At 69.2% G+C, this 13,953-nt stretch carries 14 protein-coding genes and 1 pseudogene; 7 read left to right on the top strand and 8 right to left on the bottom strand.

Annotated elements, in window-relative coordinates:
- Window positions 1-227 precede the first annotated feature (227 nt).
- From AB0I23_RS01705 to AB0I23_RS01725, 5 genes are all read left to right on the top strand, one after another.
- Window positions 228-1,481 (top strand): L,D-transpeptidase, encoded by a 1,254-nt coding sequence (locus AB0I23_RS01705; RefSeq protein WP_359105885.1) that lies wholly within the window; start codon window positions 228-230, stop codon window positions 1,479-1,481.
- 87 nt (window positions 1,482-1,568) lie between these two features.
- Entirely contained in the window at window positions 1,569-2,336 is a 768-nt protein-coding gene (locus AB0I23_RS01710; RefSeq protein ID WP_359105887.1) for an enoyl-CoA hydratase/isomerase family protein, read from the top strand.
- Window positions 2,337-2,586: 250 nt separating this feature from the next.
- On the top strand, window positions 2,587-3,102 hold the full coding sequence (locus tag AB0I23_RS01715; RefSeq protein WP_359105889.1) for an ATP-binding protein: 516 nt from the start codon (window positions 2,587-2,589) through the stop codon (window positions 3,100-3,102).
- Between the two features lie 428 nt (window positions 3,103-3,530).
- Entirely contained in the window at window positions 3,531-4,343 is an 813-nt protein-coding gene (locus tag AB0I23_RS01720; protein ID WP_359105891.1) for a polysaccharide deacetylase family protein, read from the top strand.
- Entirely contained in the window at window positions 4,343-5,557 is a 1,215-nt protein-coding gene (locus AB0I23_RS01725; RefSeq protein ID WP_359105893.1) for a YncE family protein, read from the top strand. Before AB0I23_RS01720 ends, AB0I23_RS01725 begins: the two co-directional genes overlap by 1 nt.
- Before the next feature lie 60 nt (window positions 5,558-5,617).
- Here the strand turns inward: AB0I23_RS01725 and AB0I23_RS01730 are convergent, their stop codons facing one another.
- Window positions 5,618-6,256 (bottom strand): GNAT family N-acetyltransferase, encoded by a 639-nt coding sequence (locus tag AB0I23_RS01730; protein ID WP_359105895.1) that lies wholly within the window; start codon window positions 6,254-6,256, stop codon window positions 5,618-5,620.
- A gap of 143 nt (window positions 6,257-6,399) precedes the next feature.
- Between AB0I23_RS01730 and AB0I23_RS01735 the strand changes: the two genes are divergently transcribed.
- Window positions 6,400-6,615, top strand: a complete 216-nt coding sequence (locus AB0I23_RS01735; protein ID WP_018102550.1) for an EF-hand domain-containing protein — start codon at window positions 6,400-6,402, stop codon at window positions 6,613-6,615.
- 383 nt (window positions 6,616-6,998) lie between these two features.
- Here the strand turns inward: AB0I23_RS01735 and AB0I23_RS01740 are convergent, their stop codons facing one another.
- Complete coding sequence (locus tag AB0I23_RS01740) at window positions 6,999-7,961, bottom strand: helix-turn-helix transcriptional regulator (RefSeq protein WP_359105897.1); 963 nt, start codon at window positions 7,959-7,961, stop codon at window positions 6,999-7,001.
- A 72-nt stretch (window positions 7,962-8,033) separates the two neighbouring features.
- Here AB0I23_RS01740 and AB0I23_RS01745 point away from each other — a divergent pair, with 72 nt between their 5' ends.
- Window positions 8,034-8,516: a hypothetical protein gene (locus AB0I23_RS01745; RefSeq protein ID WP_359105899.1), complete on the top strand. Its 483-nt coding sequence runs from the start codon at window positions 8,034-8,036 to the stop codon at window positions 8,514-8,516.
- Window positions 8,517-8,626: 110 nt separating this feature from the next.
- Here AB0I23_RS01745 and AB0I23_RS01750 read toward each other — a convergent pair whose 3' ends face one another.
- The 6 genes and pseudogenes from AB0I23_RS01750 to AB0I23_RS01775 form a co-directional block, all read right to left on the bottom strand.
- Window positions 8,627-8,827, bottom strand: coding sequence for a hypothetical protein (locus AB0I23_RS01750; RefSeq protein ID WP_359105901.1), 201 nt, complete (start codon window positions 8,825-8,827; stop codon window positions 8,627-8,629).
- Between the two features lie 132 nt (window positions 8,828-8,959).
- A complete protein-coding gene (locus AB0I23_RS01755) occupies window positions 8,960-9,721 on the bottom strand; it encodes an XdhC family protein (protein WP_359106235.1) in 762 nt (253 codons plus the stop codon).
- An 81-nt stretch (window positions 9,722-9,802) separates the two neighbouring features.
- A pseudogene (locus AB0I23_RS01760) lies at window positions 9,803-10,036 on the bottom strand (XdhC family protein); the annotation flags it as partial.
- Window positions 10,037-10,072: 36 nt separating this feature from the next.
- Complete coding sequence (locus AB0I23_RS01765) at window positions 10,073-12,253, bottom strand: xanthine dehydrogenase family protein molybdopterin-binding subunit (RefSeq protein ID WP_359105903.1); 2,181 nt, start codon at window positions 12,251-12,253, stop codon at window positions 10,073-10,075.
- A gap of 39 nt (window positions 12,254-12,292) precedes the next feature.
- Window positions 12,293-13,282, bottom strand: coding sequence for an FAD binding domain-containing protein (locus AB0I23_RS01770; protein WP_359105905.1), 990 nt, complete (start codon window positions 13,280-13,282; stop codon window positions 12,293-12,295).
- Complete coding sequence (locus AB0I23_RS01775; RefSeq protein ID WP_359105907.1) at window positions 13,279-13,821, bottom strand: (2Fe-2S)-binding protein; 543 nt, start codon at window positions 13,819-13,821, stop codon at window positions 13,279-13,281. The genes AB0I23_RS01770 and AB0I23_RS01775 overlap by 4 nt, the downstream gene beginning before the upstream one ends.
- Window positions 13,822-13,953: the final 132 nt, after the last annotated feature.

The raw sequence follows: 13,953 nt of genomic DNA on the forward strand, positions 1-13,953 counted from the left end.
GGGTGTCCGGAACAGGGCCGGGCCGACCGGCACCTTCACGCCCTACCAGGCGTCACCTGGTGAAGTCCTGGGACAACTTGGGACTGAACGGTGACATCCACGGGGGGATCTCTCAAAGGTCCGTGTGATTATCTTTCGCTAGCGTGCGTGTGCAGCGCGCGGGGGTAGGAGCCTGCAGGCTCCCAGGGCCATGGCGGGGCCAGGCCGTGTGAGGGGAGACAACCACATTGAACGGGCAGCCGATATCGGGGACATCGGCCGGGGCGGACAGCGGGCGGCGTGGTCGGGGGACCACCGGACTGCTGGCTCTGGTACTGGGTGCGCTGCTGTTGCTGGTGACGGCGTGCGGCGGGGGAGACACCGACGCCGGGGACAAGGGCGGGAACAGCGGCGGGGGCAGGAGCGCGGACACGACCGCCTCGCAGGCGGTGGTGACCGTCGCGCCCAAGGACGGTGCCGACTCGGTCGCCACCAGCGGAGCGCTGAAGATCTCCGCCGAGCAGGGCAAGCTGACCACGGTCAAGGTCGCGGACCCCAAGGGTGCCGAGGTCGAGGGCAAGATCGCGGCGGACGGCGCGAGCTGGGAGCCCGAGCAGCACCTGGCCGCGGCGACGAAGTACACGGTCCACGCGATCGCCAAGGACACCAAGGGCCGTGAGTCGGCCAAGGACACCACGTTCACCACGCTGGTTCCGAAGAACACCTTCATCGGGCAGTACACGCCGGAGGACGGTTCCACGGTCGGCGTCGGCATGCCGGTCTCGATCCACTTCACCCGCGGTATCACCGCCCCCGACGCGGTCGAGAGGGCCATCAAGGTGACGGCGGAGCCGGCGGTACAGATCGAGGGCCACTGGTTCGGCAACGACCGCCTGGACTTCCGCCCGGAGAAGTACTGGGCCGCGGGCACCAAGGTGACCGTGAAGCTCAACCTCGACGGCGTCGAGGGACGTCCGGGGGTCTACGGCAAGCAGGCCAAGACGGTCTCGTTCACCATCGGCCGCAGCCAGGTCAGCCATGTCGACGCGAGCACACACCGGATGAAGGTCGTCCGTGACGGCAAGCAGATCAAGAACATCCCGATCTCCGCGGGCGCCCCTGCGACCACCACGTACAACGGCCAGATGGTCATCAGCGAGAAGCTCAAGGTGACCCGGATGAACGGCGACACCGTCGGCTTCGGCGGCGAGTACGACATCAAGGACGTGCCGCACGCGATGCGTCTGTCCACGTCGGGCACCTTCATCCACGGCAACTACTGGGGCGCGTCCTACGTCTTCGGTTCGACCAACACCAGCCACGGCTGCGTCGGTCTGCAGGACGTGCGCGGCGCCTGGAGCAAGAAGACCCCGGCTGCCTGGTTCTTCGACCACTCGCTCATCGGCGACGTCGTGATCGTGAAGAACTCCCACGACAAGACCATCCAGCCGGACAACGGCCTCAACGGCTGGAACATGGACTGGGCGGAGTGGACCAAGTAGTTCGCGAAGCACGACATGACGGCGGGCCCGGTGCTGTGACCAACAGCACCGGGCCCGCCGTCGTTAGCGACGGTTAACCTGCCTCTCATGACCGTAACCCTCGAAGCAAGCGACGGCGTCGGCACGATCCGGCTGGACCGTCCGCCCATGAACGCCCTGGACGTCGCCACCCAGGACCGGCTGCGTGAACTCGCCGAAGAGGCGACCCGGCGCGACGATGTGCGCGCCGTCGTCCTCTACGGTGGCGAGAAGGTGTTCGCGGCGGGCGCGGACATCAAGGAGATGCAGGCGATGGACCACACGGCGATGGTGGTGCGGTCCAAGGCGCTGCAGGACTCCTTCACCGTGGTGGCCCGCATCCCCAAGCCCGTCGTCGCCGCCGTCACCGGTTATGCGCTCGGCGGCGGCTGCGAGCTGGCGCTCTGCGCCGACTTCCGGATCGCCGCCGACAACGCGAAGCTGGGCCAGCCCGAGATCCTGCTCGGCCTGATTCCCGGCGCGGGCGGCACTCAGCGGCTGGCCCGGCTGATCGGCCCGTCCAAGGCCAAGGACCTGATCTTCACCGGCCGTCATGTGAAGGCACAGGAGGCGCTGGCGATCGGCCTGGTGGACCGCGTGGTGCCCGCGGCCGAGGTGTACGAGCAGGCGCACGCCTGGGCCGCCCGGCTGGCCAAGGGGCCGGCTCTCGCGCTGCGCGCGGCGAAGGAGTCGGTCGACGCTGGGCTGGAGACGGACATCGACACCGGTCTCACGATCGAGCGGAATTGGTTCGCCGGTCTGTTCGCCACCGAGGACCGTGAGCGCGGTATGCGCAGCTTTGTCGAAGAAGGACCGGGCAAGGCCAAGTTCCTCTGACCGAATGCCAGTTGGGCACAGACCGCCGCGGATTCATCCGTGCGGGCGGATTGGCTGAGCCTTGAGAGAACCTTGAGGCCCAGCGCTCGGATGACCCGGGCAACCCCGCGAGGACGGGGCATACGCGCAGGTCAGCGGCGATATCGAGCGTCACATTCTGCCACTGGCATATGCCTACCGACCACTACGGAATGTCCTATTCCGGGTAGGGATTCCCTCGGAACGGCCCCGGAGTGCCCGCCGTGCAGCCATGATGGTGGGCATGGCGGGCCTGGAGGGTGTGGAACAGCCGCGACAACGCAGCGGTGCGACTGCGGCACGCTGGATGCCGGCCGTCGAGGACGAACAGGCGTTCAAGGCAATGGAGTTGTTCGGGAATCCCGCAGAGGGCGAAGTCCGGCTGCCCTCCCGTCCGGAGTCCGCGGCCACCGCTCGGCGGCTCACCTCCTGCGTGGTGCTGCGTCAGTGGGTGCTTTCCCCGCAGACCGCCGAGCATGCCGTTCTGCTCGTCTCGGAACTCGTCGGCAATGCGGTACGGCACACGGGCGCGCGCGTTTTCGGGCTGCGGTTGCTGCGTCGTCGAGGCTGGATCCGGATCGAGGTGCGCGACCCCTCGCGTGGGCTGCCGTGCCTCATGCCGGTCCAGGAGACGGACATCAGTGGCCGCGGGCTCTTTCTCGTCGACAAACTCTCCGACCGCTGGGGCGTGGATCTGTTGCCGCGCGGCAAGACCACCTGGTTCGAGATGCGGATCTCCGACCGCTGAGCCGATCCGGCGCCCCCGCTCCCGCACCCTCTGTGACGCCGCCCCGGCACGACACGCAGAAGCCCCCGGTCTGCCGTGGTACGGCGCTGCGGGGGCTTCTGTGTGGGGACCGTGAAATGGGGGGTGTGTTCACGGCCGCTCTGGACGACCTGGCCCGGGTCAATGGGGGTCGTGGAACCGACTATGGCAGATGGGCGACTCGGGATCCAAAGGAACTAATCGGATAAATATGGTCACATTGTGACTCTTTGCCGGTGAATCGCAGGTGTGATGGGTCACTGGCCTGGCAATGCGTGAATGATTATGTGGTTCGGTGGGTGAATCATCGAGTAATCGAGCCATTGGTGGCACTCCCCTCGCGGTCCGGAGAAGGGCGTGAACATGGGCGCTTGTTATCTTTCTGACATTTCGCACCTACTGTTCTGCCCATGAAGGCCTCCGAGACGCCGGTGCACCGCCGCAGCACACTGCGCGCGGGCGCAGGGGCAGCCCTGGCCGGTGTTCTTGCGGTGGGATGTACGGACGAACGCGGCGCCGTCAGCACTTCGGCGACGACGCCGGCCACCACCTCCGCGACGACCCCCATGGGTGCGAGGCGCCCCGCCCCGCACCCCGCGCCCGCCCCGCACCGCTTCCCCGGGCAGCCGGTCCAGATCGACCACGGTCCTCGCAACCGGGCCCGCGTCGCCCTCACCTTCCACGGCCAGGGTGACCCCGCCATCGCCCGGACCGTGCTCGCCGAGGCGGAACGGGCCCATGCCCGGATCACCGTCCTCGCCGTCGGCAGCTGGCTCGACGAGCACCCCGACATGGCCCGCCGGATCCTCGACGGCGGCCATGACCTCGGCAACCACACCCAGCACCATGTCGACATCTCGGCGATGGGCGAGGCCGAGGCGTATGCGGAGATCACCGGCTGCGCCCAACGGCTGCGCCGGCTCACCGGCTCCATCGGCACCTGGTTCCGTCCCTCGCGCACCCGGTCCGCCACCCCGCTCGTCCAGCGCCTCGCGCAGCGGGCGGGCTACCCGCACGTCCTCTCGTACGACGTGGACTCCCTCGACTTCACCTCTCCCGGCGCCGCGGCCGTCACCCGCAAGGTCACCGGGGAGATCCGGAACGGATCGGTGGTGAGCCTGCATTTCGGCTACGCGGACACGGTCGCCGCACTGCCGGTCCTCCTCACCGAAATCGACCGCCGCGGACTGCGCGCGGTGACGACCACGGAGCTGCTGACCTGATGCTCACCACCACCAAGCGCACCGCGGCCCTGCTCGGCGGCATCCTCATCGCCGTCCTCACGGGCTGTGGCACCCCTGCCGAGAAGGGGAAGGCCGAGGCCGCCGACACCGAGGCCGCCGCGCCCCCACCCGGCGCGGGGAAGGCCACCCCGGAGCAAGCCGCCCCCGGACGCGCCACGCCGCCCGGACTCGCCGGGATGCCGCCGGTGCTCGATCCCAAGGACGTGTACGCGGCCGACCGGCCCGGAAAGATGTCGCCGGCCGTCAAGGACTTCCCGGCACGGATCTACGTGCCCAACACCAACTCCAACACGGTGTCGGTGATCGACCCGAAGACGTACAAGGTCATCAAGACCATCCCGGTCGGACACCAGCCGCAGCACGTCGTCCCGTCCTGGGACCTGAAGACGCTCTGGGTCAACAACGACCTCGGCGACAGTCTCACGCCCATCGACCCGGCCACCGGGAAGACCGGCAAGAAGGTCCCCGTCTCCGACCCGTACAACCTGTACTTCACGCCGGACGGCAAGTACGCCGTGGTCATGGCCTCGATGGACCGTGAGCTTGTCTTCCGCGATGCCCGCACCATGAAGACGGACCGGACCGTCCCGGTCGACTGCGCGGGCGTCAACCACGCCGACTTCTCGATGGACGGCCGGTACTTCATCGTCTCCTGCGAGTTCTCCGGCGAACTCCTCAAGGTCGACACGGCGAAGATGAAGGTTGTCGACCAGCAGAAGCTGCCGTTCAAGGGCGCCATGCCACAGGACGTGAAGCTGTCGCCGGACGGCAGCAGGTTCTACATCGCGGACATGGTCGCCAACGGCATGTGGGTGCTGGACGGGAAGAGGTTCACCACCCCGAAGCTGCTGCCCACCGGCAAGGGGGCCCACGGACTGTACGTCAGCCGGGACTCCAAGGTGATGTACATCTCCAACCGCGGCGAAGGATCCATCTCCATCTTCGACTTCGCCAAGAACAAGCTCACGAAGAAGTGGCACCTGCCGAACGGCGGCAGCCCGGACATGGGCGGTGTCTCGTCGGACGGCAAGGTCCTCTGGCTGTCAGGGCGTTACAACGCCGAGGTGTACGCGATCGACACGGCCACCGGAAAGCAGCTCGCCCGGATCCCGGTGGGCAGCGGGCCGCACGGCCTCGCCGTCTATCCGCAGCCGGGCCGCTACTCGCTCGGCCACACCGGCGTCTTCCGCTGACCCGTCGCAGAGTCCGTGACTCAGAGCCTGCCGTCCGATCGAAGGTCGCCCGACAGGCTCTCAGCCCGCGACCAGCAGCGCCTCCGAGCCCACCGGCCGGTAGCCCGCTGCCTGGAACGTCCGCACACTGCGGGCGTTCCCCGGCGACTGCTGCGCCCACACCACCTCGTCCGGCACCAGGTGCCGGGCCGCCCGCGCCAGCCGCTCCCCGAGCCGCAGGCCGCGCGCCTCCTGCGCCACCTCGATCGCCGTCTCCCAGCGCCCGGCGACCCCACGGCCGAGGATCAGCACCCCGCCGTCGGCGGCCCAGACCCGGACCTCGTCGCGGAACTTCATCGCCCGCGCCACCCGCGGGTGTTCCGGGTCCTCGATCTCGCGGAGTCCGATCTCCGGCTCGCCCGGCAGCGCGCCCGCGACCGTGAGCAGATCGATGGTGTTCATGTGCCGTCCGGTGCGGGCCAGGAGCGCGCCCAGGAAGTGCGGGTTCATCGTCGCGGCGAGCGCATCGCCCGGGGTGGCGGCCAGCGTGGCCCGCACCCAGTCCGGATCCTCGTCGGTGAACACCACCGAGTGCGCGGTGAATGCCAGCACCCCGGCGTCCCGTGCGTTCGGCTGTGCCACGACGGTCGTGGACCCGTCCGGCGGCGGGAACCGCCCGTGTGCGGCAGCCGTCAGGATCTGTGCGAGCGCGTCGGTCATGAAGTGTTCCCTTCCCGGATTCCCGGTCCTGTCCGCCGTCCGCGGACACCCCACCCATGATCGACGACCGGCCGCCGCAATCGGTCCCCCTCGCGCCCGTTAATCTGACCCCCGTCAGTTGGGCATTACGAAGGGGCAGAAAAGTGGCGGACATCGAGTCGGCACGCAAGGCGTTCGAGCGGTACGACCTGAACGGCGACGGTCTGATATCGGCCGCCGAGTACAAGAGCGTGATGGCTCAGCTGGGTGACCCCTACGTCACCGAGCCGGTGGCCCAGGCCGTCATCAACTCCCACGACGCGAACGGTGACGGTCTCCTCACCTTCGACGAGTTCTGGGCTGCCCAGAACAAGGGCTGATCGCCGGGAGGACCCCCGGCCCTGCCCGGCCGGGGGCCGTCGGACCAACGACCGCTCAACCTCTGGAGCGCGGCCGAGGGAAGCCGCGGGCATGGCGCGCAGCCCCGGCCAGCTCTCCGGCTTCGCCGGGCAGTCCTCCGCCAGTTGTCCCGGTCCAGGCGGCGCTCCCGTACAGCCTCCGGGTCCGGCAGCACGTCGTCCAGCACCCCAGTAGTCCCGCCGGCGCGTCGGCCTGCGGTAGGGAAGCACCGGGAGGGAAACAGGAGGTGAGGGCATGGGAGGGAACGTAGCGGCGCCTCGTCCGGCCTCTCGCCACGGAAGGGGTCGACCTTCTGCCCAGAATGCCCCATGCGCAGGACCCTGCGAGGGCGGTCCTCGGCTCCTCAGGAACTCCGGGGCCGGTACACGTCGGCCAGGGTGCGGGCCGCTTCGTACAGCCCGTCCCGCAGCTGGGGCGGCTCCAGCACCTCGACGTCCGGGCCCAGAGCGAGAAACACCCCGATCGCGTGCTCGAGGGACTCCGTGGGCAGCACCGCCCGCGACCAGCCGTCCCGCTCGGGCACTGCTGTCTCGGCAAAGGCCCGCGCGGCGGCCCCGGTGAACCGGGAGGAAGCGCCGGGAGCCACCCGCACGACTGCCTCGCCCTGGTGCAGCCGGGTGTGGAAGTCCTCCTGCGCCAGGCACCAGTGCTCGGACAGATCGAACCCGTCCGGTATCTCGAATGTGTCGTCCGAGACGCGCAGTTCCAGGATCTGGTCGACCCGGAAGGTGCGCGGGCCGGGCCCCGCGACCAGATACCAGCGCCCGGCCTTGAGTACCAGCCCGTACGGGTCCAGCGTGCGGTCGACCTCGGTCGGGGCCTTCCACCGCCGGTAGCGGACCATCAGCCTCCGCCCGGTCCACACGGCCTCCGCGACCTCGGGAAGATGGCGCAGGTCGTCCACCTCCGCGTACCAGCCGGGCGCGTCCAGATGGAATCGGGCCCGCATCCGGTCGGCCTCGGCGCGCAGGTCGGGCGGCAGCGCGGCACGCAGCTTGAGCTGGGAGGAGGCGAGCGCGGACCCAAGACCCAGCGCGGCGGCCGGCCCGGGCATCCCGCCGAGGAACAGGCTCTGCGCCTCGTGCTCGGTCAGCCCGGTGAGCTTCGTGCGGTACCCGCCGAGGAGCCGGTAGCCGCCGTGATGCCCGGCGTCGCCGTAGAGCGGGACACCTGCGGCGTGGAGAGCCTCGATGTCCCGGTACACGGTCCGTACGGAGACCTCGAACTCCCGCGCGAGCTCGTCGGCGGTGACCCGGCCCCTGGTCTGGAGCAGGAGGAGGATCGCGAGCAGGCGGCTGGACTTCACTGACACAGGATGTCAGTGAAGTGCGCCTAGTTTCCTGGTGTCGGCACACCCCGGACACGGAAGGCCCCGCTCATGACCATCTCCACCCGCACCGCCACCTCCGTACCGACGGACTTCGACTTCCTGGTGGGCGACTGGGACGTCGCCAACCGCCGGCGGACCGACTTCCTGGACGAGGCGAGCGAGTGGGAAGAATTCCCGGCCGTCAGCCATGGCACACGGCACTTCGACGGTGGTGCCAACTTCGACGAGATCGAGTTCCCGACGAAGGGCTTCGCGGGTCTCACCCTGCGTCTCTTCGACCGGGAGACACAGCTCTGGGCGCTCCACTGGGCCGACCGCCGCACGGGCCGGCTCTTTCCACCGGTGGTCGGCGGCTTCGTGGACGGCCGGGGCGAGTTCTACGGTGACGACACGCACGAGGGCAAGCCCGTACGCGTCCGCTTCATCTGGTCCGGCATCACAGCGGATTCGGCCCACTGGGAGCAGGCGTTCTCCGTGGACGACGGCGGCATCTGGGTCACCAACTGGCACATGGATCTCACCCGGCGCTGAGGCGAGCGATGCCGTCGCTGCCCGCAACCCGGGCCGCCGCGCCGGGACTCCGACGCCCACCTCGACCACACGTGTCCGCGGCGAGCGGTAAAGCGCCCGACCGGATCAGGTCATCTCAGGTGGAGCTTGAGCTGATGGTTGTGGTCTGTGTGCTCGACTACGACGCCGGTGACCGCCTCACCCAACTCGGGCCGGATCACCGTAGAGCCATCGGCACCGCCGTGGCGCATTCCCGCCACATCCGCGAAAGCACAACTCAGGTGCACACCCTCGACCGAAATGAAGATTCCGAAGGGAGCGACCTCGTCCACGGTGCCGTGCACCGTGGACCCGCAGGGGAACCTCCGCTTGACGGCAACCCATTCTTCACTTGTCATCTGTGCCAATCCCTGTCGTACGGCTGGAGGACCGTGGACGATCCTCCCGACGCCTGGGTCGGCCGATCAGCGAGGGCGTTTCCTTCCCACGGTGATCCAGGGTAGGGGCATGACAGTGCTGGGTGGCTGCTCCACCCTGGGGGCATGGGCGGGTGTCGTGCTCACGTGAATCGGCAGATCACCGTCGCGGAGCCGGCGCCCGCTGCGGCCGTTCTCCACGGCGACGAGTTCGGCGAGGATGGACAGGGCTGTTTCGGCGGGTGAGATTCCTCCGAGGTCAAGACCGGCGGGGCCGGAAAGCCGATCGATCCCCGCCGTGGCGGCCAGGCGTCGTAGGCGTTGGGCGTGGGTGGCTCGGCTGCCCAGCACGGCGATGTGACCGACGTTGCCGACGAGTGCGGCGCGGATGGCGGGGTCGTCGATGCGTGGGTCGTGGCTCAGGATCACGACGGCGTCGTGGGCGTCGAGGGGGTGTCGACTGATCCATTCGTCGGGCCAGGCACGGACGACGGTGGAGGTGGATGGGAAGGCTCCGGATGTGGCGTGTCCGGGCCGGGGGTCGAGGACGACGACTCTGCGGTGCAACGGCTCAGCCATGGCCGCCACGGCCGCGGCGAGGTCCGTGGCGCCGACGAGCACGAGCCGCCGGCGTCGTGGTAGTTCCTCTATGAAGCCGGGGCCGGCGCCTTGCAGTTGGCCGGTACTGGTGGCAACAGTCCATGTGTAGGGCGGCTGCAGGCCGACCCGGACTGCTATCGAAAGGTCATCGGCCAGCGCCGCGGTGATCGCGGAATGGACCGGATCGGCCGGCGCGGAGGTTATCAGCACGCGCAGCTCGTCTGTGCATGCAGGTGTCTCCTCCCAGGGCAGGAGGTGTTCCCCGGGCATCACAGATGTCAGGTGTGGCCCGGCGCCGTCAAGCACGCGGCGGGCTGCGTCGAGGATGGTTCCTTCGACGCATCCGCCGGACAGCGAGCCTCGCCATGTGCCGTCAGCGGCCACGGCCATGGTGGCGCCCAGTGGTCTTGAGCCTGGGCCATCGCGGCCCACCAGGCGGGCCAGAACGACGGGCTGGCCGGAACGGTGGTGCGCGTCGACGAATGGCCAGACCTCGCCCAGCACGATTGCTCCTCTACCTGGCATAAGGATCGATGCGCTTCAATCGGCGCTGTTGTGGCGTCACTTCAGTGGGTGTTCTTCGAGTACGCGGTCCAGTCGGATCGGGAGTGTTCGTTGACGGAGTCCGGTGGCGTGCCAGACGGCGTTCGCGATCGCGGCGGCGGTGCCGACGGTGCCGATTTCGCCGACGCCTTTGATGCCCGATGGGTCGCCGGGTTCGTAGTCGGGTACGAAGTCGGCTTCGATGTCGGGTACGTCGGCGTGCGCGGCGATGTGGTAGCCGGCGAAGTCGGCGTTGACATGACGGCCGGTGGCCGGATCACGGACGCCTTCTTCGTGCAGGGCCATCGACAGCCCCATGATCATGCCACCGACGATCTGGCTGCGTGCGAGCAGCGGGTTGATCACGCGGCCCACGGCGTACATTCCCAGGAGGCGCCGCACACGCACCTCGCCGGTCGCCGGGTCGACGGTCACTTCGCTGAACACGGCGCTGTAGGAGTGCCGTTCCATGAGGGGCAGCTCACCGAGCGATTCTGTGGTGTCGAATGAGACGGTCAGTGGCGGTGTGGCGCCACCCAGCTGGGAGCGCAGTTTCGCCGCGGCCTCGGTGATCGCCCAGGACCAGGAGGCCGTCCCCCGGGATCCGCCGGCGCCCCACGCGGGGCCGAGGTCGCTGTCCGCGATCAGCAGCCGTATCCGTTCGGGATGTACGCGCAGTGCCTCGGCCGCGACTGCGGTCAAGGCGGTGCGTGCGCCCGTGCCGATGTCGCTGGCGCCGATGGCGACGGTGAAGGTCCCGTCGGTCTCGGCAGTGATCGATGCCGTCGAGGGCAGCGCCCCGGCGCCGAAGGACGTGGCCGCCATCCCGGTGCCGACGAGCAGGTGCCCCTCGCTCCGTGTCCGCGGGTGGCGGTCGCGTGTGGCCCAGCCAAACCGGCGAGCGCCCTCCCTCAGACACGCGACGAGATTGCGGCGGCTGAACGGCAGGCCGGACACGGGGCCAACGGAAGGCTCGTTGCGCAGCCGAAGCTCAAGGGGGTCCATGTCCAACCGTTCCGCCACCTCGTCCATGGCGGATTCAAGCGCGAACGAACCGGGTGTCGCGCCGGGCCCGCGCACTGAGTACGGCGGCAGGATGTCGACCGGGACCGCGGTGCGCCGTGTACGGATCGCCCGTGCCGCATAGAGCGTGTTGGAGAGCTCGGTGCAGTTCTCGAGGTAATCCGCGAGCTTCGAGACCTCGAAGGCCGCTGTGTGGTCGATGGCGCGTAGTCGGCCGTCGGCATCGGCCCCGATCCGCACTCGCTGGTCGGTCGCCGGACGCATCGAGACCGTCTGGAACACCTGACTGCGGGTCAGGGTGACGCGTACGGGACGGTCGAACACCGTCGTGGCCATCACCGCCAGGACCAACTGGGGGCCGCATCCTCCTGATTTGGACCCGAAGCCGCCACCGACGTGCGGAGACCGGACGCGCACCTGCTTGGGGTCGAGGTGGAACAGCGTGGCCACCGTCATGGCGACCAGGAAGGGCCCCTGGTTGGAGTCGACGACCTGCAGGCGCTCGCCTTCCCACCAGGCGGTCGCGGAGTGCGGCTCCATGGCGGCGCCGTGCGCCTCGGGGGTGACGTAGTGCTCGTCGACGACCACCGCGCTCGCAGCCAGCTCTATGTCCACGTCACCGACGGTGGCGTCCTCTCCGAAGAACGACGTCGCCGGCCGGGCGGCCGGGTGCTCAAGTGAGAAGTTGACGTCGTACGGTTCCTCGTCATACGTCACCCGCAGCGCCGTGGCCGCCGACCGGGCCTGCTCCGCTGTCTCTGCCACTACCAGCGCAATCGGCCGGCCGGAGTGAGGGATTTCATCGCTCTGCAGCAGGTGCATGCCGCCGTCGGGCCCGAAGAACGATCCTGCATCCAGGTTCAGCCGGGGCGCGTTGCGGTGGTCGATCACACCCAGCACGCCGGGTATGGCCAGCGCGGCGGAGGTGTCGATGTCGCGGATGCGTCCGCGGGTCACCGTGGAGGTGACGACCCAGCCGTGGGCCAGGTCGCCCGTCGGCTCGTCCGCGGCGTAGCGCACCGAGCCGGTGACCTTGGCCGGACCCTCTATACGGGGCCGCGCCGTGCCAACGGCTCCCAGGGGCGGTTTCCTCGTGCCGGCCGGTGGGGCGGGGGTGCCGGCGGAGCCCGGGTGTGGGGCCGGTGCCGGGGGCGGACTGGTCGAGGAGGCGGTCATGTGGTGATCTCCTTCAGGACGCGTGAGGGGACCGGTTCGTCATTCGGACCGGTCGGCGAGCTCGGTCAGGACCGCCTTGATGAGGTTGCGGGCGAGCGTGACCTTGTACGCGTTGTCGCGCAGCGGCCGGGCGGCGGACAGTTCCGCATCCGCAGCGACGCCGAACCGGTCGGCGGTGGCGGGGGCGTCCCGTAGGGCGGACTCGGCGAGGTGGGCGCGCCAGGGCCCGGAGGCGAGGCCGCCGAGCGTGATCCGGGCGCCTTGGACGATGCCCTCGTGGACGTCCAGCGCGGCTGCGACGGACACGTTGGCGAAGGCGTAGGACGCGCGCTCGCGGACCTTGCGGTAGCGCGATCGCGGGCTTGCCGCGGAGGCCGGCAGGGTGACCGCGGTGATCAGGGCACCCGCGGGGAGTACGGTTTCCCGCTGGGGACTCTCGCCGACCGGCAGGTAGAAGGCGGACAGCGGGACCTCGTGTGTCCCGTCCAGGGTCTCGTAGTGCACGACCGCGTCGAACGTGGCCAGGGCCACGGTCATGTCCGAGGGATGAGTGGCCACGCAGTGGTCGGACCAGCCGAGGATCGCGTGGTTGTGGTGCTCTCCGGTGATCGCGGAACAGCCGCTGCCCGGGTTGCGCTTGTTGCACGGCTGCGAGAGGTCCGCGAAGTAGCCGCACCGGGTCCGCTGCAGCAGGTTGCCGCCCACCGTGGCCATGTTGCGCAGTTGCCCTGACGCGCCCGCCAGCACGGCCTGGCTGAGCGCCGGATACCGGCGGCGCACCTCGGGATGGGCCGCCAGGTCGCTGTTGGTTGTCGTCGCGCCGATGACGAGTCCGCCGTCGGATGCCTCGCGGACGCCGTCCAGCGGCAGCCGGCTCACGTCCACCAGCCGGGTGGGTGTCTCGATGCCGTCTTTCATCAGGTCGACGAGATTGGTACCGCCGCCGAGGAACCGGGCGCCGTCGTCGCCGTCGACCAGGGCGAGGGCCTCACGGACACGGCTGGGCCGCTGGTAGCTGAACTCCTTCATCGCGCCACCTCTTCGCGGGACGCCGTCTCCAGCACGGCGCGCACGATCGACGGGTACGCGCCGCAGCGGCACAGGTTGCCGCTCAGGCGCTCGCGTACCTCCTCGGTGTCCAACTCCGGTGCCGGTCCCTCGGGGAAGACGTCGGCGGTGACTGCGCTGGGCCAGCCCGCCGCGTGCTCGGCCAGCATCCCGACCGCGGAGCAGAGCTGGCCGGGTGTGCAGTACCCGCACTGGAACCCGTCGAGCTGTACGAACGCCTGCTGCAGGGGGCGCAGTTCACCGTCCTGTGCCAGGCCCTCGACCGTCGTGACGTCCGAGCCGTCGGCGGCGACCGCCAGCGTCAGGCAGGACACCACACGCCGGCCATCCAGCAACACCGTGCAGGCGCCGCACTGCCCGCGGTCGCAGCCCTTTTTCGGCCCTGTATGGCCTGTGCCCTCGCGGAGCGCGTCGAGCAGTGTCCTGCGATGGTCAACGGTCAGACGGTACGTGCGACCGTTGACGCGAAGAAGTGTCTCACTACGGGTTTCGCCCGTCATATCGCTTGTCCTTCCTCAATGCAGCGAACCCCCGGACAACACAGCTCCAAAGACTCCAGACATTCAATCAGCCCGCCTGGGGATTTGCTTTGCCTAAAAGTGGCGAAGCCTTGCACGATCCTCTTCGCGACC

The sequence above is a fragment of the Streptomyces atratus genome (assembly GCF_040655115.1).
GTDB classification, from domain to species: Bacteria; Actinomycetota; Actinomycetes; order Streptomycetales; family Streptomycetaceae; genus Streptomyces; species Streptomyces atratus_D.

Bases quoted from the DNA above. Each gene is read 5' to 3' on its own strand.
- AB0I23_RS01710 (WP_359105887.1), top strand. From the start codon at position 1,569: ATGACCGTAACCCTCGAAGCAAGCGACGGCGTCGGCACGATCCGGCTG.
- AB0I23_RS01715 (WP_359105889.1), top strand. From the start codon at position 2,587: ATGATGGTGGGCATGGCGGGCCTGGAGGGTGTGGAACAGCCGCGACAA.
- AB0I23_RS01720 (WP_359105891.1), top strand. From the start codon at position 3,531: ATGAAGGCCTCCGAGACGCCGGTGCACCGCCGCAGCACACTGCGCGCG.
- AB0I23_RS01725 (WP_359105893.1), top strand. From the start codon at position 4,343: ATGCTCACCACCACCAAGCGCACCGCGGCCCTGCTCGGCGGCATCCTC.
- AB0I23_RS01730 (WP_359105895.1), bottom strand. From the start codon at position 6,256: ATGACCGACGCGCTCGCACAGATCCTGACGGCTGCCGCACACGGGCGG.
- AB0I23_RS01745 (WP_359105899.1), top strand. From the start codon at position 8,034: ATGACCATCTCCACCCGCACCGCCACCTCCGTACCGACGGACTTCGAC.
- AB0I23_RS01765 (WP_359105903.1), bottom strand. From the start codon at position 12,253: ATGACCGCCTCCTCGACCAGTCCGCCCCCGGCACCGGCCCCACACCCG.
- AB0I23_RS01770 (WP_359105905.1), bottom strand. From the start codon at position 13,282: ATGAAGGAGTTCAGCTACCAGCGGCCCAGCCGTGTCCGTGAGGCCCTC.
- AB0I23_RS01775 (WP_359105907.1), bottom strand. From the start codon at position 13,821: ATGACGGGCGAAACCCGTAGTGAGACACTTCTTCGCGTCAACGGTCGC.